This is a genomic window from Agromyces bracchium, from assembly GCF_009709675.1.
Classification (GTDB): domain Bacteria; phylum Actinomycetota; class Actinomycetes; order Actinomycetales; family Microbacteriaceae; genus Agromyces; species Agromyces bracchium.
Genome location: NZ_WMLB01000025.1, coordinates 257,437 through 277,641, shown reverse-complemented (window position 1 = coordinate 277,641; position 20,205 = coordinate 257,437). Strand labels below are relative to the sequence as shown.

Genomic DNA, 20,205 nt, shown 5'->3' with positions numbered 1-20,205 from the left:
GAGGACGCATGTCCATGGAGCACGACTACTTCGGACTCGTCGGCGACTACTGGTCGGAGGACGTCGAGTACGGCGACCAGCGCGTCGAGGTCGTCCTCGACGCCGACGCCGACACCGTGGCGCTCGCGGCGCTGGATGTCGCGGCCACCCTCGTCGGGGAGCTCGAGCTCGTCGACGACGAGCTCCGGTCGGCGTTCGTCACCCAGCTCGACTCGGGTTCATCGCCCGTGATGCGCTTCCTCGCCGCAGTGCTCGACCCCGATCTCGAGCAGGCCGAGGAGGTCGAGGCCGCCATCGGCCGCGACTCGGGCGACCGCCAGATCGACGCGCTGCGCTCGATGTCGCTCATCCGGGTCGACCTCCGCCCCGACGCCGACGAGCCCGGCGACGCCTTCGCGGAGTTCGAGTTCGGCCTCGCGCCGGAGGACACCGATGAGCGGCTCGTCGCGTCGATCGACCTCGAGCGCGAGATCGTCGACGTCCGCTTCGAGGGCTGAGCCGGTCCCGGCCTCCTTCCCGTGCTGAGCGGATGCCGCGGCGCCGCCCTCTACACTTGAGGGCATCATGGCTACGTTCGGCACCCTCTCCGACCGTCTCACCGAGACGTTCAAGAACCTCCGCACCAAGGGCAAGCTCTCCGCGTCCGACGTCGACGGCACCGTCCGCGAGATCCGGCGCGCGCTGCTCGACGCCGACGTCTCGCTCGACGTCGTGAAGACGTTCACCGCGACGGTGCGCGAGCGCGCGCTCGGCGACGAGGTCAACCGGGCGCTGAACCCCGCCCAGCAGGTCGTGCAGATCGTCAACGAGGAGCTCGTCGCGATCCTCGGCGGCCAGCAGCGTCGGCTGCAGTTCGCGAAGACCCCGCCGACCGTCATCATGCTCGCGGGTCTCCAGGGCGCCGGCAAGACGACGCTCGCGGGCAAGCTCGCGAAGTGGCTGAAGAAGGACGGCCACACGCCCATGCTCGTGGCCGCCGACCTCCAGCGCCCGAACGCCGTGAACCAGCTCCAGGTCGTCGGCGAGCAGGCCGGCGTCACCGTGTTCGCGCCCGAGCCCGGCAACGGCGTGGGCGACCCGGTGCGCGTCGCCAAGGACGCGATCGCGCAGGCGCAGCGCGCCCAGCACGACGTCGTCGTCATCGACACCGCCGGCCGCCTCGGCGTCGACGCCGAGATGATGAAGCAGGCCGCCGACATCCGCAAGGCCACGAACCCCGACGAGGTCCTCTTCGTCATCGACGCGATGATCGGCCAGGACGCGGTCACGACGGCGAAGGCCTTCCAGGAGGGCGTCGACTTCACGGGCGTCGTGCTCTCCAAGCTCGACGGCGACGCGCGCGGCGGCGCCGCGCTCTCCGTGGCATCCGTCACCGGACGCCCCATCATCTTCGCCTCGACGGGTGAGACGCTCGACAACTTCGAGCCGTTCCACCCCGACCGCATGGCGAGCCGCATCCTCGACCTCGGCGACATCCTCACCCTCATCGAGCAGGCCCAGCAGGCCTTCGACGAGGAGGAGGCGCTGAAGGTCGCCGAGAAGATCGCCTCGGAGCAGTTCACGCTCGAGGACTTCCTCGCGCAGATGCAGCAACTCCGCGGTGCGGGGTCGATCAAGAAGATGCTCGGCATGCTCCCCGGTGCGGGCGGCATGAAGCAGCAGCTCGAGAACTTCGACGAGCGCGAGATCGTGCGCACCGAGGCGATCATCCAGTCGATGACGCCGGCTGAACGCAAGAACACCAAGCTCCTGAACGGCTCGCGTCGCCTCCGCATCGCCAAGGGTTCCGGCATGACGGTGACCGACGTGAACCAGCTCGTGCAGCGCTTCGAGCAGGCCGCGAAGATGATGAAGACCGTCGCGCGCGGCGGCGTGCCGCAGATCCCCGGCATGGGTCCGATCCCGGGCGGCGGCGGGTACGGCGGCGGCAAGCGCCAGGCCGCGAAGAACAAGAAGAAGTCGGGCGGCGGCTCGCGCTCGGGCAACCCCGCCAAGCGCGCCGCCGAGAACGCGGCGCTCGCGTCGGGCCAGGTGCCCGGCGCGGCCTCGAACGCACCGGCCGGCTCGGGCTTCGGCATCGGCGGCGGTGCGGGCGCCAAGGGCGCCCCCTCCGAAGAGGAGATGGCCGCCCTGCAGAAGCTGCTCGGCCGCTAGGGCGTTCCTCGTGGTTGAGCCGAATCCGGACTGGGTGCGGCTCGGCGTACGACTCGTCGGGCTGGCCGTCAGTCGAGCGCGATGAGGGACGACGCCGTCGTCGCTGCAGTCGAGTTCGTGACCGTGGCCTTCTCCCAACGGCAGCCGTCGCTGAAGAGGTAGCCGCGTACGGGTACACCGGAGTAGTTGAGCTTCAATTCGAACGTCGTGTTCTCCTCGTAGTAGAAGTACCGCTCCGCGAGCACGCTCGTCTTGCCACCGGACCCGTGGTACCAGCCTTCGAAGTCGCGAACCGCCTGGACCCGGCAGCCACTCGAGAGCATGCGGTAGGTGCCGGCGGTTACGTCATGACCGAGGCGGAAGCCGCCATCCCCTCCGGCGGTGCGGATCTCCACCGGGTCGGTCGGCAGCGCCTCGATCCATCCGGCGCATGCCGGCAACGGCTTGTCACCCCACGGATAGGCGGACTGCGTGAAGCGGTCCGCGCCGTCGCCGAGTTCGACGTAGGCAGGCTCGCCGGGGTCGCTTCCGATGCCGTAGTTGTGGGTGGGCACGAGGCCGTTCAGCCAGTACCCGGTCTCCCACCCGCACTGGTACTTGTCCAAGCCCATGCTCTTGTAGAGCCCGCGCTTGAGATGCCCGGGTATCGCGAAGCTGACGCGCTCCTGGCCGCCGGGCATGGCGGGTATGGTGGCGCGGACGACGGCGGGGCGGCGGACGCCGAGGGTGTCGGTGCCGTCGCCGTTCCAGTCGCCGACGAGGACGACATCGGTGGAGCGGCCATAGGCGAAGGTGATGTCCGCGGTGCCTCCCGTCGTGCCGTTGGTCAGGTAGTAGGTGCTGGAACGCCGAACGCCGAGCGTGTCCGTGCCGTCGCCGTTCCAATCGCCGACGAGCACGACGTCGGCCGCCTTTCCGTAGGCGAACGTGATGTCGGCCTGGCCGCCGGTGGTGCCGTTGGTCAGGTAGTAGCTGCTGCCGCGGCGGACGCCGAGGGTGTCCTTGCCGTCGCCGTCCCAGTCGCCGACGAGGACGACGTCGTCGGCCTTGCCGTAGGCGAAGCTGATGTCGGCGGCGCCGCCGGTCGTGCCGTTGGTGAGGTGGTACCACTGGCCGCGGCGGACGCCTAGCGTGTCGGTCCCGTCGCCGTCCCAGTCGCCGACGAGGACGGTGTCCTCGGGCCAGCCGTAGGTGAATGTGACATCGGCCTCCCCGCCGGTGGTGCCGTTGGTGAGGTAGTAGGTGGCGCCGCGGCGGACACCGAGCGTGTCGGTGGCGTCGCCGTTCCAGTCGCCGACGTGCACTTCGTCGTCGGCCCGGCCGTACGCGAAGCTGACGTCGGCCGTGCCGCCGGTGGTGCCATTGGTCAGGTAGTACCAATTGCCGGGCGCGGGCGCGGTCGCGGCGACGGCGGGCGTCGCGCCCGCGGTGATGGCGGCGGCGACCGCGCCCACGGCGGCGATCATCGCGACCTTGCGACGGTGACTCATCTGGCTCCTTCGGTGTTCCGGTTCGATCGCGTTTCGGGCGCGGTTGGATCAGCGGTGTTCGTTCGGTGACGACTCGGCGGCCGTTGGCGAACCGGAGTTCACGGTTGTGACGCGCTCCCAAGAGCACCGCTCGGTGAAGATGAAGCCGCGCGTCGAGACGCCGCCATAGGAGGCCTTCAGCTCGAAGAGCGCACCTGCCTCCGCGCCGACGAACTGCCATTCGGCGAGCACGCTCTGCGGTGCGCCCGAGTCGTTCGTGTACCGCCAACCGCGGAAGTCCCGTACGGCCTGCACGGCGCAATAGGAGCCTCCGGAGAGCAGTCGGTACGTTCCCGGCATGATGTCGTAGCCGACCCGGTACGAGCCGTTCCCGCCCGAGGTACGGATGTCGACCGGATCGGTCGGGAGCGCTTCGATCCATCCGCCGCACGTCGGCCACGACCCGTCCCAGCGCTGATGCGCGATCTGCGTGAACTGGTCGGCGTTCACGTCGAGTTCGACGTAGGTCGGTTCGCCCGGATCGCTTCCGGATCCGTAGTTGTACGTCGGTACGAGGTCGTACAACCAGTTCCCCGTCTCCCACCCGCAGTCGCTCCAGCGGAAGTCCATGCTCTTGTAGAGGCCGCGCTTGACCTGTCCGGGTACGGCGTAGCTGACGCGTTCCTTCCCGATGGGCATGGCGGGGATGGTCGCGCGGATCACGGCGGGCCGGCGGACGCCGAGGGTGTCGGTGGAGTCCCCGTTCCAGTCGCCGACGAGGACGACGTCGGTGGAGCGGCCGTACGCGAAGGTGATGTCCGCGGTGCCTCCCGTGGTGCCGTTCGTCAGGTAGTAGTTGCTGGAACGTCGGACGCCGAGGGTGTCCTGTCCGTCGCCGTTCCAGTCGCCGACGAGGACGACGTCGGCCGCCTTGCCGTACGCGAACGTGAGGTCGGCCTGGCCACCCGTGGTGCCGTTGGTGAGGTAGTAGCTGCTGCCGCGGCGGACGCCGAGGGTGTCCGTGCCGTCGCCGTTCCAGTCGCCGACGAGGACGACGTCGGTGGAGCGGCCGTAGGCGAAGGTGAGGTCGGCCTGGCCGCCGGCGGCGCGGTTGGTCAGGTAGTACTGGTTGCCGCGGCGGACGCCGAGCGTGTCCTTCCCGTCGCCGTCCCAGTCGCCCACGAGCACCACGTCGCTCGACCTGCCGTAGGCGAAGGTGAGATCGGCCTGGCCGCCGGTGGTGCCGTTGGTGAGGAAGTACTGGTTGCCGCGCCGGACGCCGAGGGTGTCGGTGCCGTCGCCGTCCCAGTCGCCGACGTGCACCTCGTCGTCGGCCCGGCCGTACGCGAAGCTCACGTCGGCCTTTCCGCCGGTGGTGCCGTTCGTCAGGTGGTACCAGTTGCCGGGCGCGTCGGCGGCGACGGCCGGCGTCGTACCCACGGTGAGCGCAGCGGCGACCGCGCCCACGGCGGCGATCATCGCGACGATGCGACGGTGCGTCATGCGGGGCTCTTTCGAGGGTCTCGGGTTCGCGGATCGCGAACGAGGCGTGCGGTGACGGAAGGGGTCCCGGCGCGTGACCGCGCCGGGACCCCGTGGAGCGTCAGCGATCAGTCGATCGCGGGCAGCTCCGCCGTCGGCCGCGGCTGCAGCGGGGTCGAGCCGCGGAGGTCGAACGCGCCGACCTCATCGGAGGACGGAGCGAACGAGCCGTCGGCGGACGGAGCGAAGGCGCCGGCGGAACCCCAGGCGCCGGACTCGGCGACCTTGGTCCAGGTTCCGCAGCCGTCGGTCTCGAAGCCCTTGTCGGTCGAGTAGACGTCCCAGTAGATCGTCTCGCCCGGCGTGCCCCAGTAGTTCCCGAGGATGCTCGTCGCGTCGACTCCACGGAAGTCCTTGAGCGACGCGATGTAGCAGTACTCGGCGTTCGCGGGCACGGTCGTCCCGTAGATGCCCGAGCGGATGTCGATGCCGACGCGGTACTGGCCGTCGCCGAACGTCGTCGCGAGCTTCTTGGGGTCGCTCGAGCGTGCCTCGGTCCACGTGCCGCACTCGGCCTTCTCGAGGAACCACGACGCGTCCGAGCCGATCTGGGCGTAGGCCGAGCGGCCCGTGCCGTAGCCGAAGCCGTAGCCGATCTCGTTCTCGGCGGCGTCCTCGGTCCACCACACGCAGTCCTTGGTCGCGTTGGTCGACTTGTAGAGGGCGGGCTGGACCTCGCCGGGGACGGCGAAGGCCCACCCGAGCTCCCCGGCCGGGACGGCGGGGATCTTCAGCGTCGGGCTCGTCGCGCGGCGCACGCCGAGCGTGCTGGTGCCGTCGCCGTTCCAGTCGCCGATCAGGACGACGTCGTCGGCCTTGCCGTACGCGAAGGTGATGTCGGCGGCGCCGCCCGTGGTGCCGTTGGTGAGGTAGTAGCTGCTGCCGCGTCGCACGCCGAGCGTGTCGGTGGCGTCGCCGTTCCAGTCGCCGACGAGCACGACGTCGGCCGCCTTGCCGTACGCGAACGTGATGTCGGCCTGGCCGCCGGTGGTGCCGTTGGTCAGGTAGTAGTTGCTCGCGCGGCGCACGCCGAGCGTGTCCTTGCCGTCGCCGTCCCAGTCCCCGACGAGGACGACGTCGTCGGCCTTGCCGTAGGCGAAGGTGATGTCGGCGGCGCCCCCGGTGGTGCCGTTGGTGAGGTAGTACTGGTTGCCGCGGCGGACGCCGAGGGTGTCGGTCCCGTCGCCGTCCCAGTCGCCCACGAGCACGACGTCGGTCGAGCGGCCGTAGGCGAAGGTGATGTCGGCGGTGCCGCCGGTGGTGCCGTTGGTGAGGTAGTACTGGTTGCCGCGGCGGACGCCGAGCGTGTCGGTGGCGTCGCCGTTCCAGTCGCCGACGAGCACGACGTCGTCGGGCTTGCCGTAGGCGAAGGTGATGTCGGCCTCACCACCGGTGGTGCCGTTGGTCAGGTAGTACCAGCTTCCGGGGGCGGTGGCGGCGACGGCGGGCGTCGCGCCCACGGTGAGGGCAGCGGCGACTGCGCCCACCGCTGCGAGCATCGCAACGATGCGACGGTGCTTCATGCAGGGAGCTCCTTGATCGGGTCTGGCCGTGTCGGGTATGCACGGTCACAGCGAACTCTAAGGGACGCACACGGACAGCGGTATCCGCTTCCGCCGGATCGAGATGCGAACGAGATCGAGACGACGACTACGCTGGAGGCGGCGCACCGGACACCGCCGGTCGACGCCGTCCGAGGGGAGCGACATCGTGTCTCAGGGCACCTCCGACTACCGCGACTCGGGTCTCGAGTTCGCACCCGACTTCCTGCTCGGATCGGCGACCGCGTCGTACCAGATCGAAGGTGCGGCGACGGAGGACGGCCGAGGGCCGTCCATCTGGGACACCTTCAGTCACACGCCCGGCAAGGTCTGGAACGGCGACACGGGGGATGTCGCGTGCGACCACTACCACCGGTGGGAGTCCGACCTCGACCTCATGGCCGAACTCGGGCTCGAGGCGTACCGGTTCTCGATCGCGTGGCCGCGGATCCAGCCGACCGGGCGCGGGCCGGCGAACGAGGCCGGGCTGGCGTTCTACGAGGCCCTCGTCGACGGGCTCATCGCCCGAGGCATCCGCCCCATCGCGACGCTCTACCACTGGGACCTGCCGCAGGCGCTGGAGGATGAGGGCGGCTGGACCAACCGCGCGACCGCCGAGGCGTTCGCCGACTACGCGCGGATCCTGGGGGAGCGGCTCGGCGACCGCGTCGCCGTGTGGACGACGCTCAACGAACCGTGGTGCTCGGCGTACCTCGGCTACGGCTCGGGCGCCCACGCGCCCGGGCTCATGGACGGCGCGAAGGCGCTGGCCGCGGTGCACCACCTGAACCTCGCGCACGGCCTCGCCGTCTCCGCGCTGCGGGAGGTCGTGACGAACGACCCGGGCTTCTCGATCACGCTCAACCTGCACGTGATCCGCCCGTCCGGTGAGACCGGGCACGAGGCGGCCCGCCGCATCGACGGGCTCGCAAACCGCGTCTTCCTCGGACCGCTCTTCGGCGACGGGTACCCCGCGGATGTCATCGAGGACACCGCCGAGGTCACCGACTGGTCGTTCGTCAAGCCGGGCGACACCGAGCTCATCGCCCAGCCGATCGACCTGCTCGGCGTGAACTACTACTCGACCGTGACCGTGCGGATGTGGGACGGAGTCTCGCCGCGCGTGAACGCCGACGGCCACAAGGACATGGGCGGCACCCCGTGGCCCGGCTCGCAGCACGTCGAGTTCCTCGAGCAGCCGGGGCCGTACACGGCGATGGGCTGGAACATCGACCCGTCCGGGCTGGAGGACCTGCTGATCGCGCTGCACGGCGCGTACCCCGAGGTGCCGCTCATGATCACCGAGAACGGCGCCGCGTTCGACGACGTCGTGACCGAGGGCCCCGACGGCCCCGAGGTGCGCGACCTCGACCGCATCGACTACCTGCGGCGGCACTTCACGGCCGCGCACCGCGCGATGGCGCGCGGTGTCGACTTGCGCGGCTATCAGGTGTGGTCGCTCATGGACAACTTCGAGTGGGGCTACGGCTACTCCAAGCGGTTCGGCATCGTGCGCGTCGACTACGACACGCTCGAGCGGCTGCCGAAGGCGAGCGCGCGCTGGTTCGCGGAGCTCATCCGGACGCGGCGGATCCCCGAGTAACGGGCGTCAGTCGTCCGAGCCCGCGCCGGATGCGCCTCGCGGGTGCGTGCCCTCGCGGAGTTCGCGCGCGAGGTGCGCGACGACCGCGGTCAGGTCGCCGCCGTGCTGCTCGGCGACCTTCAGCTGGCGCTGGTACCCGGCGCCCTCGTCGAGCGTGCGGCGGATGCGCTGCAGCTCGACCGCGCAGCCGAGGCGTTCGGCCACCGGCGCGAGCGTCACGAGCAGGTCGCGGAGCGCGTCGGTGACGGGGCGCTGGTTGCCCGCGGCATCCGTGATGATCTCGGCGTGCATGCCGTAGCGGGCCGCGCGCCACTTGTTCTCGCGCACGTACCAGGGCTGCATGACCGGCAGCGTCTCGCCGTCGTCGAGCCGCGTCGACATCCACTCGACCAGGCACTGGATGAGGGCGGCGATCGCGCCGATCTCGTCGGCCGACGACACGCCGTCGCAGACGCGCACCTCGACCGTGCCCCAGCGCGGCGAGGGGCGGATGTCCCAGCGCACCTCGGTGTGGTCCTCGATGACGCCCGTGCGGACGAGGTCGTCGACGTAGCGTTCGTACGCCCCCCAGTCGGGCAGCTGGTAGGGCAGCCCGGCGGTCGGCAGCTGCTGGAACATCAACGCCCGGTTCGAGGCGTAGCCCGTCTCGACGCCCGCCCAGAACGGGCTCGAGGCCGACAGTGCCTGCAGGTGAGGGACGTAGGCGAGCAGGCCGTCGAGGATCGGCAGCGCCTTGTCGCGCTCCTCGATCCCGACGTGCACGTGGATGCCCCAGATCATCATGTTGCGGCCCCACCAGCGCGTGCGCTCGATGAGCTTGCGATAGCGCGGCTTGTCGGTGAGGCGCTGGTCGTACCAGCGGCTGAACGGGTGCGACCCGCTGCACATCAGCTCGTACTCGCCGAGGCGGTCGAGCACGGCGCGCACCTCGGCGACCTGTCCGGTGAGGTCGTCGACGGCGCCGGCGACGTCGGTGTGGACGCCGCTGACGAGCTCGACCGTGTTGGTCAGGAGTTCCGAGGTGATGAACGGATGCGGCGTCCCGTCGGTGCCGTCGAGCTCGGCGAGCACGCGGTCGCCCACCGAGGCCAGCTCACCGGTCGACCGGTCGACGATCGCGAGCTCCCACTCGATGCCCACGGTCGAGCGTTCGGATCGCGCGAACTCGATCCCCATGCGGCACCCCCGTCCCTGCGCCCGGGGGCGCAGGGCAATCATGACACGCGGTGTCGCGCGCGGGAGGGTCGGGCGGCACCTCGGAATCGTCCTGTCGTTGCGGCCACGCGCGGGCTAGCCTGTAATGCATGACATATCACCGGCGTCCCCATGGGTGACCCGTCGCGACTGCTCGAGGTCGCGAGCCTGCGCGAACAGGTCGAGCGTGCGCTCTCCTCGCGGATCGTCTCCGGGGAGGTCGCACCGGGCGAGGTGCTCACCGTGCCCACGATGGCGGCGGAGTTCGGCGTGAGCGCCACGCCCGTCCGCGAGGCGATGCTCGACCTCGCCCGGCGAGGGTTCCTCGCGCCGATGCGGAATCGCGGATTCCGCGTGACGGAGGTCTCGCTCGACGAGGTCCGCCAGCTCCGCGAGGTGCGTCGCCTGCTCGAGGTGCCGCCGATGCGCTCCCTTGCGGGGCACGTGCCCGATGAGACGGCGTCCCGGCTCCTGGACCTCGCCGCCGAGATCGTCCGCGCGGGCGAGGAGGGGCGCTTCCAGGACTACCTCGAGGCCGACACGACGTTCCACCTGACGCTGCTCGAGCTCACGGGCAACCGATTCCTCGTCGACGTCGTGGGGGAGCTGCGCAGGCAGACGCGCCTGACCGGCCTCGTCGAACTCGCCGAGTCGGGTGCGCTCACCGAGTCGGCGCTCGAGCACGCCGAGCTCGTCGGATTGCTCGTCGACGGTCGCGGCGATGCCGCCGCCGACCTGATGTCGCGCCACATCGGCCATGTGGGCGGCATCTGGAGCGGCGAGCGCGAGGACTGAGGCGACGCGTGCGGGTGGTGGTCATCGGGGCGGGCATCATGGGTGCCGCGTGCGCGCTCGCCCTCGCGGAGCGCGGTGCCGAGGTCGTGGTCGTCGATCGGGTCGGCGTCGCGGGCGAGACGTCGAGTCGCTGCGAGGGGAACCTCCTGGTCAGCGACAAGGCGCCCGGCCCCGAGGCCGACCTCGCGATCGCATCGAACGCGATGTGGCGCGACCTCGCGGAGCGGCTCGACGCCGACCGGCCCGCCGGGCAGCCCGCGACCGAGTTCGAGGCGAAGGGCGGCATCGTCGTCGCGTTCGCCGGGGGCGAGGCCGCGCTCGAGCGGTTCGCCGACGCGCAGCGGGCGACGGGCATCCGCGCCGAGGCGATGGATGCCGCCGCGCTCGCGATCGCGGAACCGTTCCTGTCGCCCGAGGTCGCCCGGGCCATCCGCTACCCCGACGACGCCCAGGTGCAGCCGTCGAACGCGACGCAGGCGCTGCTCGCGACGGCGCTCCGTCATGGCGCGCGACTGGTGATCGCCGAGGTCACGGGCGGGCTCGGGCGGCCGGGCCGGCTCGCCGGCGTGCGCACGACGGCGGGCCCGATCGCGGCCGACGTGGTGGTGGACTGCGCCGGGCCCTGGTCGGGCGAGGTCGCGGCGCGCCTCGGCGCGCGCCTCGACATCCGTCCGCGGCGGGGCGTGATCCTCGTCACGACGCCGATGCCGCAGCGCGTGTTCCACAAGGTGTACGACAGCGACTACGTGGGCGCGGTCGGGTCGGGCGACGCCGCCCTGCAGACCTCCACCGTCGTCGAGTCGACGCCCGGCGGAACCGTGCTCATCGGGTCGAGCCGCGAGCGCGTCGGGTTCGACGAACGGACGGGCGTCGCACCCGCGGCGGCGATGGCGGCCAAGGCCGTCCGCCTCTTCCCGTTCCTCGAGCACACCACCCTGCTGCGCAGCTATTTCGGGTTCCGCCCGTACGCACCCGACCACCTCCCGGTGATCGGCCCAGATCCGGAGGTCGCGGGGCTCGTGCACGCGACCGGCCACGAGGGTGCGGGCATCGGGCTCGCCCCGGCCACCGCCGAACTCGTCGCGCACGCCGTGCTCGGCACCCCGACCGCCCTCGATCCGAGGCCGTTCCTGCCGAGCCGGCGCGGCCTCCGGGAGACCGCATGATCCGCATCACCGTCGACGGCGAGCCCGTGCAGGGGCGCGAGGGCCAGACCATCGCGGGGGTGCTCGTCGGTGCCGGCCGCACCGCCTGGCGCACGGCGCAGACCGGAGGGCGGGGCGTGTTCTGCGGCATCGGCGTGTGCCACGACTGCCTCGTGAGCGTCAACGGCGTCGAAGGGGTCCGCGCGTGCCGCCGCGAGGCCGTCGACGGCGACCGTGTCGAGCGGGAGGTGCGGCCGTGAGGCACGTCGCGATCCTCGGCGGCGGACCGGCCGGCCTCGCGGCCGCGCAGGGCGCCCTCGCCGCCGGCGCACGGGTCAGCCTCATCGACGAGGGCGACCGGCTCGGCGGCCAGTTCTGGCGGCATCACGAGCGCCTCACCGACCCCCGCCTCCAGCACGCATGGCACCGGTTCGAGCGACTCCGCGGCGCGCTGGCCGGCGGCGGCGCGCAGGTGCTCGTCGGCGCGAGCGTGTGGTCGGCCGAGGCATCCGTCGACGGGGTCCGGCTGCGAGCCGTGGTCGGCGACGCCGACGGCGACGGGCGGAGCGCGATCGACGTCGACGCGGACGCGGTCGTCGTCGCCACGGGCGCGCACGACCTCGCGCTGCCCGTCCCCGGCTGGACGCTGCCGGGCGTCACCACGGCCGGCGCCGCGCAGGCGCTCGCGAAGCGCGACGGCGTCGCCGTCGGGCGGCGCACGGTCGTGAGCGGGTCGGGGCCGTTCCTGCTCCCCGTCGCGCACTCGCTCGCGCTCGTCGGATCGCACGTGGTCGGCGTGCACGAGACGTCCCGCATGCCGGCGCTCGCCGGCGGGTGGCTGCCGCGGCCGTGGGAGCTCGCGGGCAAGGCGGGGGAGTTCGTCGGGTACGTCGGCGCGCTCGCCCGCCACCGGATCCCGTACCGGACCGGAAGCGCCGTCGTGCGCGTGCTGGGGCGCGACCGGGTGGAGGGGGTCGTCGTGGCCCGGCTCGACGCCGACTGGCGGCCGATGCCGGGAACCGAGCGCGAGGTCGCGTGCGACGCCGTGGCCCTCGGCCACGGCTTCACGCCCCGGCTCGAGGCCGCACTCGCGCTCGGATGCGCGATCGACGGCGATCATCGCGGGCGGTTCGTCGCAGTGGACGACGCGCAGCGTACGAGCGTCGCCGGGGTGTTCGCCGCAGGTGAGGTCACCGGGATCGGCGGTGCGGATGCCGCGCTCGCCGAGGGCGCCGTCGCGGGGTTCGTCGCGGCGGGCGGTGCGCTCGACGATCCGCGGCTCCGTGGTCCGGTGGCCGCGAGGCGGCGGACGCACGCGTTCGCGACGCGCCTCGAGCGCGCGCACGGCATCCGACCCGGCTGGACATCGTGGCTCGACGACGACACGATCGTGTGCCGCTGCGAGGCCGTCACCCGGCGGGCGGTCGCGGAGCGCGCCGACGTGCCGCTCCGCGCCATGCGGCTCGCGACGCGCGCGGGGCTCGGCCCCTGCCAGGGGCGCACGTGCGGCCGGGCCGTCGAGGCGATCGTCGCCGAGTCGGGCGGAGCCGCGGCATCCGTCGGGTTCGACCGCCGGCCCGTGCTCGCGCCGGTCCGGATCGGCGAGTTGGCGGCGCTTGCCGACACTGATCCACGGACGTAGCATGTGACATATTACTCTTGACCGAACGCGAACCTCGGAGGACGACGCATGACCGGCACCATGGACCTCGGCGGCGTGATCGTCGCGACCACCCTCGCGTTCCGGGAGGACGACTCGGCGCCGGCCGGGCTCGCCGTCGACTACGACCGGTTCGCCGAGCACGTCGACTTCCTGATGCGCAACGGATGCCGCGGCGTCGGGCCGAACGGATCGCTCGGCGAGTACTCGTCACTCACCGACGAGGAGCGCCGCCGGGTCATCCAGGTCGCCGTCGAGGCGGTCGACGGCCGCGGCATCGTCGTCGCCGGCGCCCACGGCGTCGGCAGCCACCAGGCGCGGAAGTGGGCCGAGCTGGCCCGCGAGGACGGCGCCGACGGCGTGCTCCTCCTGCCGCCGACGCTCTACCGCGCCAACGAGGGCGAGGTGATCGCCCACTACGAGGAGGTCGCGAAGGCGGGCCTGCCGATCATGGCCTACAACAACCCCTTCGACACCAAGGTCGACCTCGTCCCGTCGCTCGTCGCGAAGCTCGCCGAGATCCCCGAGGTCGTCGCGATCAAGGAGTTCTCGGGGGATGTCCGGCGCGTGTACGAGATCCGGGAGCTCTGCGACATCGACGTCATCGCGGGCGCCGACGACGTGCTGTTCGAGCTCATGGTCAACGGCGCGGTCGGCTGGTTCGCGGGCTATCCGAACGCGTTCCCGAGGGAGGCGGTCGAGCTGTACGACCTGTGCGCCAGCGGCGACTGGCACGAGGCGAAGGCGCTCTACGAGCAGCTCGTCGCGGTGTTCCGCTGGGACTCGCGCACCGAGTTCGTGCAGGCCATCAAGCTCTCCATGGACCTCTGCGGCAACTCCTACGGCGGGCCGACGCGGCCGCCGCGCGGTCCGCTCTCCGCCGAGCAGCGCGCGCAGGTCACCGCCGACACCGAGCGGGCGCTCGCCGCCCTGGCGGCTCGCTGATGCGGGCGCGCCGGGTGGTCACGGCGGTCGACTCGCACACCGAGGGCATGCCGACCCGCGTCGTCACGGGCGGCGTCGGCCGGATCCCCGGCGCGACCATGAACGACCGGCGCCTCCACGCCATGGAGCACCTCGACGGGCTGCGCGGCTTCCTCATGAACGAGCCGCGCGGTCACGCCTCGATGTCGGGCGCGCTCCTGCAGCCGCCCGCACGCGACGACGCCGACTGGGGCGTCGTCTTCATCGAGGCGAGCGGCTTCCTGCCGATGTGCGGGCATGGCACGATCGGCGTCGCGACCGTCCTCGTCGAGACGGGCATGGTCGAGGTGACCGAACCGGTGACCGAGATCCGGCTCGACGTGCCCGCGGGCCTCGTGGTCGCGCGCGTCGAGGTCGAGGGCGGTCGCGCGAAGCGCGTCACGCTCGAGAACGTCCCGAGCTTCGTCGAGCGGCTGGATGCCGCGATCGACGTGCCGGGGTACGGGGCCGTGCCGTACTCCATCGCGTTCGGCGGCAACTTCTACGCCCTCGTCGAGCTCGACGCGCTCGGGCTGCCGTTCGACCGCGATCGCCAGGACGACATCCTCGCAGCGGGGCTCGCGATCATGGACGCGATCAACACGCAGGCACCGCCGCGCCACCCCGAGCTCGAGGGTGCGGACCACGTGCACCACGTCGAGTTCATCGCTCCCGGCTCCGACGCCGTGCGGTCGAGGCACGCGATGGCGATCCATCCGGGCTGGTTCGACCGGTCGCCGTGCGGCACCGGGACCTGCGCGCGGATGGCCGAGCTCCATGCCCGCGGCGAGCTCGCGCTCGAGGCCGATTTCGTGAACGAGTCGTTCATCGGCAGCGAGTTCACCGGGCGGCTCCTTCGCGAGACGGCCGTCGGCGACGTGACCGCCGTCGTGCCGACGATCAGCGGTCGCGCCTGGGTGACGGGGTTCGGGCAGTACGTGCTCGACGAGGACGACCCGTTCCCGGAGGGGTTCGTCTTCTGATCCGCGCCCGACGCGGGCTGACCCGGGCCCGGGAACGGCCGGGCGTCGGGGCGGTCAGCGCAAGCTGAAGCCCGCTGCCAGTGGATCGTCCGGGTCGAGTTCGAACTCGCACGCGCCGACGCGGTACGCCTGACCGGTGATCTCCGGGACGACGCCGTCGGCGGTGCGCTCCGCCACGCGGGCGTGGAACCTCGTGCCGATGATCGAGTCGTGCGTGAGCACCTCGCCGTCGGCGAGCTCGCCTGTGTGCGCGAGCAGCGCGACCCGGGCCGCCGTTCCCGATCCGCACGGACTCCGGTCGACCTCGCCGTCGGCGAAGACGGTCACGTTCCGCTGCCAGGGGCCCTCGCCGGTGCGTCCGAGGTCGTCGACGAGGATGGTGCCGTAGACGCCGGACAGCCGGTCGTCGGCGAGCTGCGCGTCGGGGTGGTCGTCCAGCGCCCACTTGATCTCGCGACCGAGTCGGATGAGCTCGGTCGTGTGCGCCGGCGTCACCTCGAGCCCGAGTGCGGCCGCGGGCAGCGTGGCGTACACCGCGCCGCCGAAGACGAGGTCGACCTCGACCCCGCCTCGACTGGTCTCGAGGGGGAGCCCGGTCGCGAGCACGCGCGAGGGGACGTTCCGGAAGACGACCCCGGTCGTCCGCCCCGCGCTCCGGTGCACGCGCGCCTGCACGCGACCGCTCGGCACGTCGATCGTCACGACCGCCTCGCCGTCGTCGGGGGCGGCCACGCGCCCGGTTCGCACCGCCCAGGCGCCGAGCGCCATGGTGCCGTGCCCGCAGGCGGTCGAGAACCCGTCCTTGTGCCAGAACAGCACGCCGAAGTCGGCGCCGTCGTCGTCGGGCGGCGTGATGAAACCGCCGTACATGTCGTCGTGCCCGCGCGGCTCCAGGCAGAGGAACCGCCGCAGCGCGTCGGCGCGCCCCGTCATCGCCTCGACGCGCCGATCGGCGACGGTCGCGCCCCCGGTCGGGGCGTCGAGCACGATCCGGAACGGCTCGCCCGCCGTGTGCCAGTCCTCGGTCCGCCAGCGCGTCATGCGCTCCCTCCATCGGGGAGGGCGAGGGGCGCGACCGCCAGGTCCTGCCAGCCCATGCCGCAGGTCTTCACGACGACGGGGCGACCGGATGGCACGGGCGAGCCGTCGAACAGCGTGGCCATCGGGATCAGCTCGTCGGCCGAGAGGCGGCCCTCGTCGATCGCGAGGATCACGTCGCCCGCCTCGCGGAGCGCGACGCGCGTCGACTCGACGACGACGTGGGCACGGGCGAGGAGGTCGCCCGGGAGCTCGCGGGCGGCGGGCTCGTGCGAACCGACGGCGACGACCGACGCGTGGTCCGGCACGAGCGCACCGTCGAACAGGGGCTCGCGTGCGGTCGTGGCGCAGACGACGACGTCGGCGTCGGCGACATCCGCTGCGCTGCCGACCGCGACGTCGAGACCGGGGCGGGCGACGCTCGCGACCGCACGTCCGGCCCGCTCCGGGTCGCGCCCCACGAACCTGACCCGCGTGACGGGACGGATCGCCCGCATCGCCTCGACGTGCCGGACGCCCTGCGGGCCGGTGCCGAACACGACGAGCGATGCGGCGTCGGGGGCGGCGACGACCTCGAGCGCGGCGGCCGACACCGCGGGCGTGCGGAGGCTCGTGAGCTCGGTGCCGTCGAGCAGCGCGACCGGGGAGAGCGTCTCGGCGTCGATGAGGACGTAGAGCGCCTGGATGCGATCGAGGCCGCGCGCCGGGTTGCCGGGCGCGACGGTCGCGAGCTTCTGGCCGACCCATCCGCCGAGCTCGGAGGGCATCAGCAGGAGCTGACCGTGGCGGACGTCGACGACGCTCCGCGGCGGATCGGCGTCGGGATCGTGGCCGGAGCGCAGCACCCGCGCGATCGCGTCGATCGCCGCCCGCATCGAGACGCGCCCGGCGATCGCGGGCCCGTCGATGAGGGGGAGGGAATCGAAGGTGCCGCCCATGCGCCCATCGTATTCACGCGCGTGACCGGGAGGATTCTCGTTTCGGCGCGGAATCTGCAAGAATGGTCAGTCGAGTTCTGTACCGCCCGACCCTCTATCCGGCGCGCAGAGCACCCATTGAGCTTCCGCCGAGTGTGCACCCCACGCTCACGGCTGTCAGTTCGCCTACCTCACAACACATCCAGGAGAATCGTGGCTGTCAAGATCCGCCTCAAGCGGCTCGGCAAGATCCGTGCCCCGTACTACCGCATCGTCGTCGCCGACTCGCGCACCAAGCGCGACGGTCGCGTGATCGAGGAGATCGGCAAGTACCACCCGACCGAGAACCCCTCGTTCATCGAGGTGAAGTCGGACCGCGCGCAGTACTGGCTCGGCGTCGGCGCGCAGCCGACCGAGCAGGTCCTCGCCATCCTCAAGCTCACCGGCGACTGGGGCACGTTCAAGGGCGACAAGAACGCCAAGAACACCGTCCAGACCGCCGCGCCGAAGGCCGAGTACGAGGTCGACACGACCAAGAAGTCGGTCGTGAAGCCCAAGGCCGAGAAGCCGGCCAAGGCCGAGGAGCCCGCCGAGGCTCCCGAGGCCGCCGACGAGACCGCGTCGGACGAGGCGTAAGCCTTGCTCACCTCCGCGCTCGAGCACCTCGTCAAGGGGATCGTCGATCACCCCGACGAGGTGAAGGTCGTCTCCGCGTCGAGCGCACGCGGCGAGGTCCTCGAGGTGCACGTGCACCCCGAGGACCTCGGCCGCGTCATCGGGCGGTCCGGTCGCACCGCGAAGGCGCTGCGCACGATCGTCGCGGCCCTCGCCGACGGTCGCCGGGTCCGCGTCGACGTCGTCGACACCGACGACTGACGTGGCCGCGGCAACCCGCCCCCAGCAGCTCCGCGTCGGCCGGCTGACGAAGGCGCACGGCCTCAAGGGCGCACTCAAGCTCGAGCTGTACACCGACGACCCCGAGCGGCGCTTCGTGCCCGGCGCGGTGTTCTCCCTGCAGGTGCCCGCCGACTCGCCGTGGCACGGTCGCACGCTCGCGTTCCGCGAGCTGCGCTGGTACAACGGCCAGCCGGTCGGCTTCTTCGAGGGCGTCGACGACCGCACCGCGGCCGAGGGCCTCGTGAAGGCCATCCTCTGGGTCGACCAGCCCGTCGACGAGGAGGCCGAGCCCGACGCCTGGTACGACCACCAGCTGATCGGCCTCGCCGTCATCCGCGACGGCGAGCGCATCGGCGAGGTCGCGCACGTCGACCACCTGCCCGCGCAAGACCTGCTCATCGTCAAGACGAAGCGCGGCGACGTCATGGTGCCCTTCGTCGCGGCGTTCGTGCCCGAGGTCGACGTCGAGGCCGGCACGCTCACCGTCACGCCCCCGCCCGGGCTGTTCGAGGAGCTGCCCGACGAGCCGGAGGCCCGTGCCGAGAACGGCGAGGGCGAGGCATCCGTCGCCGACGCATCCGTCGCCGACTCGGCCGCCGGCGACGAGTCCGCCGCCGCGTCCGACGAGACCCCCGACGCCTAGGCTGCGACGATGCGCATCGACATCGTCACCATCTTCCCGTCGTTCTTCGACGTGCTCGACCTGTCGCTGCTCGGCAAGGCGCGCCAGGCGGGCCTCATCGAGGTCGCGGCGCACGACCTCCGCGACTTCACCCACGACCGTCACCGCACCGTCGACGACACGCCCTACGGCGGCGGCGCCGGCATGGTCATGAAGCCCGCGCCGTGGGGCGAGGCGCTCGACTCGATCGTCGGCGCGGGCGAGTCCGACGCGCTGCTCGTCGTGCCGTCGCCGGCGGGCGAGCCGTTCACGCAGGCGACCGCACGCGAACTCGCGGCGGAGCAGCACGTGGTGTTCGCCTGCGGCCGCTACGAGGGGATCGACCAGCGTGTCGTCGACCACTACGCGACGCGCATGCGCGTGCGCCTCATCAGCCTCGGCGACTACGTGTTGAACGGCGGCGAGGTCGCGGTCATGGCGATGATCGAGGCCGCCGGACGGCTCGTGCCGGGGGTCGTCGGCAACCCCGAGAGCCTCGTCGAGGAGTCGCACGAGGACGGCCTGCTCGAGTACCCGAGCTACACCAAGCCCGCTGTCTGGCGCGGGCTCGAGGTGCCGTCCGTGCTGCTGTCCGGGCACCACGGCAGGGTCGCCGAGTGGCGGCACGAGCAGCAGGTCGAGCGCACCCGACGCGTGCGGCCCGAACTGCTCGACGACGACCGACCCGACGCCACCTGACCCGCATCGGCGGGCCCCCCGCGTGAGGGACTCTTCACGCGCCGGAAACACGTGGGTGTGCTCGGCGAAACACGCCCTGAATACCGTCGGATCGGCGGGTGAGACCGGATTCCGCCGGAAGGTGCGGGCGTGAGATGGGTCGGACGAGCGATGCCGGGAACGTGTCGGATCCGGTCCGCCGCCCGCCGCTCCGCCTCGTCGCCGTCACCCACGGAACCCCGTCGACCGCCAACCGCGAGGCCGTGATCCGCCTCATCGACGGCGTGGCCTCGGCCCGCCCCGACCTCGACGTCTCGATCACGTTCGTGGACGCGAGCAACGCCGACATCGGCGCCGCCCTCGAGGCCGCCGCCGAGCCCGACGCGGTCATCGTGCCGCTCGTGCTGTCCGCGGGCTTCCACGTGCGCACCGGGCTCTCGCTCGGCCTCGACCGCATCGGCGGGTCGGCGCGCCTGGCCGCCGAGCTCGGACCCGACGAACGCCTCGTCGAGGTGCTCGCCGAGCGGTTGCTCGCCGCGGGGCTCGCCGACGGCGACACCGTGCTCCTCGCGGCGGCGGGTTCGAACGACCCGCGCGCCGTGCGCGAGTGCTTCGAGACCGCCCGACGACTCGGCCAGCGGCTCGGCCGGTCGGTCACGGTCGGGTTCATCGCCGCGGCGATCCCGCGACTGCCCGACGCGATCGAGATGATCCGCGAGGTGCACCCCGGCTCCCGGATCGTCGTCGGGCCCTACCTGCTCGCCCCGGGCACGTTCTACGACCAGGCGGTCGCGGCGGGCGCCGACGCCATCGCCGATCCGCTGCTCGTGCCGGCCGCGGCGCCGCCGCCCGCCCTCGTCGAGCTGGTGCTCGACCGGTACTCCGCCGTCGAGCAGGAGCAGCGCGAACACGCCTGACGCGCGTCGCGGTGCCCGCGGCCCGGGTGTCGACGGATGCCGCCGCCC

Annotated in this window: 20 protein-coding genes; 14 read left to right on the top strand and 6 right to left on the bottom strand. The window is 72.1% G+C overall.

Annotated elements, in window-relative coordinates:
* Positions 1-8 precede the first annotated feature (8 nt).
* Together GJ743_RS12700 and ffh are read left to right on the top strand one after the other, a co-directional pair.
* Complete coding sequence (locus tag GJ743_RS12700; RefSeq protein WP_155052241.1) at positions 9-497, top strand: DUF2004 domain-containing protein; 489 nt, start codon at positions 9-11, stop codon at positions 495-497.
* Positions 498-564: 67 nt separating this feature from the next.
* A complete protein-coding gene (ffh, locus tag GJ743_RS12695; RefSeq protein ID WP_155052240.1) occupies positions 565-2,154 on the top strand; it encodes a signal recognition particle protein in 1,590 nt (529 codons plus the stop codon).
* 68 nt (positions 2,155-2,222) lie between these two features.
* Here the strand turns inward: ffh and GJ743_RS12690 are convergent, their stop codons facing one another.
* The 3 genes from GJ743_RS12690 to GJ743_RS12680 all read right to left on the bottom strand — a co-directional run bounded on the left by GJ743_RS12690 (position 2,223) and on the right by GJ743_RS12680 (position 6,688).
* Positions 2,223-3,644, bottom strand: a complete 1,422-nt coding sequence (locus GJ743_RS12690) for a hypothetical protein (protein ID WP_155052239.1) — start codon at positions 3,642-3,644, stop codon at positions 2,223-2,225.
* Between the two features lie 48 nt (positions 3,645-3,692).
* Positions 3,693-5,126 (bottom strand): hypothetical protein, encoded by a 1,434-nt coding sequence (locus GJ743_RS12685; protein ID WP_155052238.1) that lies wholly within the window; start codon positions 5,124-5,126, stop codon positions 3,693-3,695.
* 107 nt (positions 5,127-5,233) lie between these two features.
* Positions 5,234-6,688 (bottom strand): hypothetical protein, encoded by a 1,455-nt coding sequence (locus GJ743_RS12680; protein ID WP_155052237.1) that lies wholly within the window; start codon positions 6,686-6,688, stop codon positions 5,234-5,236.
* A 103-nt stretch (positions 6,689-6,791) separates the two neighbouring features.
* Here GJ743_RS12680 and GJ743_RS12675 point away from each other — a divergent pair, with 103 nt between their 5' ends.
* Positions 6,792-8,309 carry a GH1 family beta-glucosidase gene (locus GJ743_RS12675; protein ID WP_155052236.1) on the top strand — a complete coding sequence of 506 codons (1,518 nt, stop codon included), beginning with the start codon at positions 6,792-6,794 and terminating at the stop codon, positions 8,307-8,309.
* Between the two features lie 6 nt (positions 8,310-8,315).
* Here the strand turns inward: GJ743_RS12675 and GJ743_RS12670 are convergent, their stop codons facing one another.
* On the bottom strand, positions 8,316-9,485 hold the full coding sequence (locus GJ743_RS12670; RefSeq protein WP_155052235.1) for a glutamate--cysteine ligase: 1,170 nt from the start codon (positions 9,483-9,485) through the stop codon (positions 8,316-8,318).
* Between the two features lie 150 nt (positions 9,486-9,635).
* On the opposite strand from GJ743_RS12670, the gene GJ743_RS12665 reads away from it, so the two are divergent.
* Genes GJ743_RS12665 through GJ743_RS12640 form a run of 6 tightly spaced genes read left to right on the top strand, consistent with a single transcriptional unit; the run spans position 9,636 to position 15,049 of the window.
* Positions 9,636-10,298: a GntR family transcriptional regulator gene (locus tag GJ743_RS12665; RefSeq protein ID WP_155052234.1), complete on the top strand. Its 663-nt coding sequence runs from the start codon at positions 9,636-9,638 to the stop codon at positions 10,296-10,298.
* Between the two features lie 8 nt (positions 10,299-10,306).
* Positions 10,307-11,464 carry an NAD(P)/FAD-dependent oxidoreductase gene (locus GJ743_RS12660; RefSeq protein ID WP_328289153.1) on the top strand — a complete coding sequence of 386 codons (1,158 nt, stop codon included), beginning with the start codon at positions 10,307-10,309 and terminating at the stop codon, positions 11,462-11,464.
* Positions 11,461-11,703, top strand: a complete 243-nt coding sequence (locus GJ743_RS12655; RefSeq protein WP_155052233.1) for a (2Fe-2S)-binding protein — start codon at positions 11,461-11,463, stop codon at positions 11,701-11,703. The genes GJ743_RS12660 and GJ743_RS12655 overlap by 4 nt, the downstream gene beginning before the upstream one ends.
* Positions 11,700-13,085: an FAD/NAD(P)-dependent oxidoreductase gene (locus GJ743_RS12650; protein WP_328289152.1), complete on the top strand. Its 1,386-nt coding sequence runs from the start codon at positions 11,700-11,702 to the stop codon at positions 13,083-13,085. The genes GJ743_RS12655 and GJ743_RS12650 overlap by 4 nt, the downstream gene beginning before the upstream one ends.
* A 48-nt stretch (positions 13,086-13,133) precedes the next feature.
* Positions 13,134-14,048, top strand: coding sequence for a dihydrodipicolinate synthase family protein (locus GJ743_RS12645; protein ID WP_155052232.1), 915 nt, complete (start codon positions 13,134-13,136; stop codon positions 14,046-14,048).
* Positions 14,048-15,049: a proline racemase family protein gene (locus tag GJ743_RS12640; protein WP_155052231.1), complete on the top strand. Its 1,002-nt coding sequence runs from the start codon at positions 14,048-14,050 to the stop codon at positions 15,047-15,049. The genes GJ743_RS12645 and GJ743_RS12640 overlap by 1 nt, the downstream gene beginning before the upstream one ends.
* A gap of 54 nt (positions 15,050-15,103) precedes the next feature.
* Here GJ743_RS12640 and GJ743_RS12635 read toward each other — a convergent pair whose 3' ends face one another.
* Together GJ743_RS12635 and GJ743_RS12630 are read right to left on the bottom strand one after the other, a co-directional pair.
* A complete protein-coding gene (locus tag GJ743_RS12635; RefSeq protein WP_155052230.1) occupies positions 15,104-16,090 on the bottom strand; it encodes a proline racemase family protein in 987 nt (328 codons plus the stop codon).
* Positions 16,087-17,025, bottom strand: a complete 939-nt coding sequence (locus tag GJ743_RS12630) for an ornithine cyclodeaminase family protein (RefSeq protein WP_155052229.1) — start codon at positions 17,023-17,025, stop codon at positions 16,087-16,089. Before GJ743_RS12630 ends, GJ743_RS12635 begins: the two co-directional genes overlap by 4 nt.
* 192 nt (positions 17,026-17,217) lie before the next feature.
* Between GJ743_RS12630 and rpsP the strand changes: the two genes are divergently transcribed.
* From rpsP to GJ743_RS12605, 5 genes are all read left to right on the top strand, one after another.
* Positions 17,218-17,640 (top strand): 30S ribosomal protein S16, encoded by a 423-nt coding sequence (rpsP, locus tag GJ743_RS12625; protein ID WP_328289151.1) that lies wholly within the window; start codon positions 17,218-17,220, stop codon positions 17,638-17,640.
* 3 nt (positions 17,641-17,643) lie between these two features.
* The gene (locus GJ743_RS12620; RefSeq protein ID WP_092669556.1) at positions 17,644-17,880 is read left to right on the top strand and encodes an RNA-binding protein; all 237 of its coding nucleotides are present in this window, start codon (positions 17,644-17,646) and stop codon (positions 17,878-17,880) included.
* A gap of 1 nt (position 17,881) precedes the next feature.
* On the top strand, positions 17,882-18,544 hold the full coding sequence (gene rimM, locus GJ743_RS12615; protein ID WP_328289150.1) for a ribosome maturation factor RimM: 663 nt from the start codon (positions 17,882-17,884) through the stop codon (positions 18,542-18,544).
* A 9-nt stretch (positions 18,545-18,553) separates the two neighbouring features.
* Entirely contained in the window at positions 18,554-19,261 is a 708-nt protein-coding gene (gene trmD / locus GJ743_RS12610) for a tRNA (guanosine(37)-N1)-methyltransferase TrmD (protein ID WP_155052228.1), read from the top strand.
* A 161-nt stretch (positions 19,262-19,422) separates the two neighbouring features.
* Entirely contained in the window at positions 19,423-20,157 is a 735-nt protein-coding gene (locus GJ743_RS12605) for a sirohydrochlorin chelatase (RefSeq protein WP_196216993.1), read from the top strand.
* Positions 20,158-20,205 lie beyond the last annotated feature (48 nt).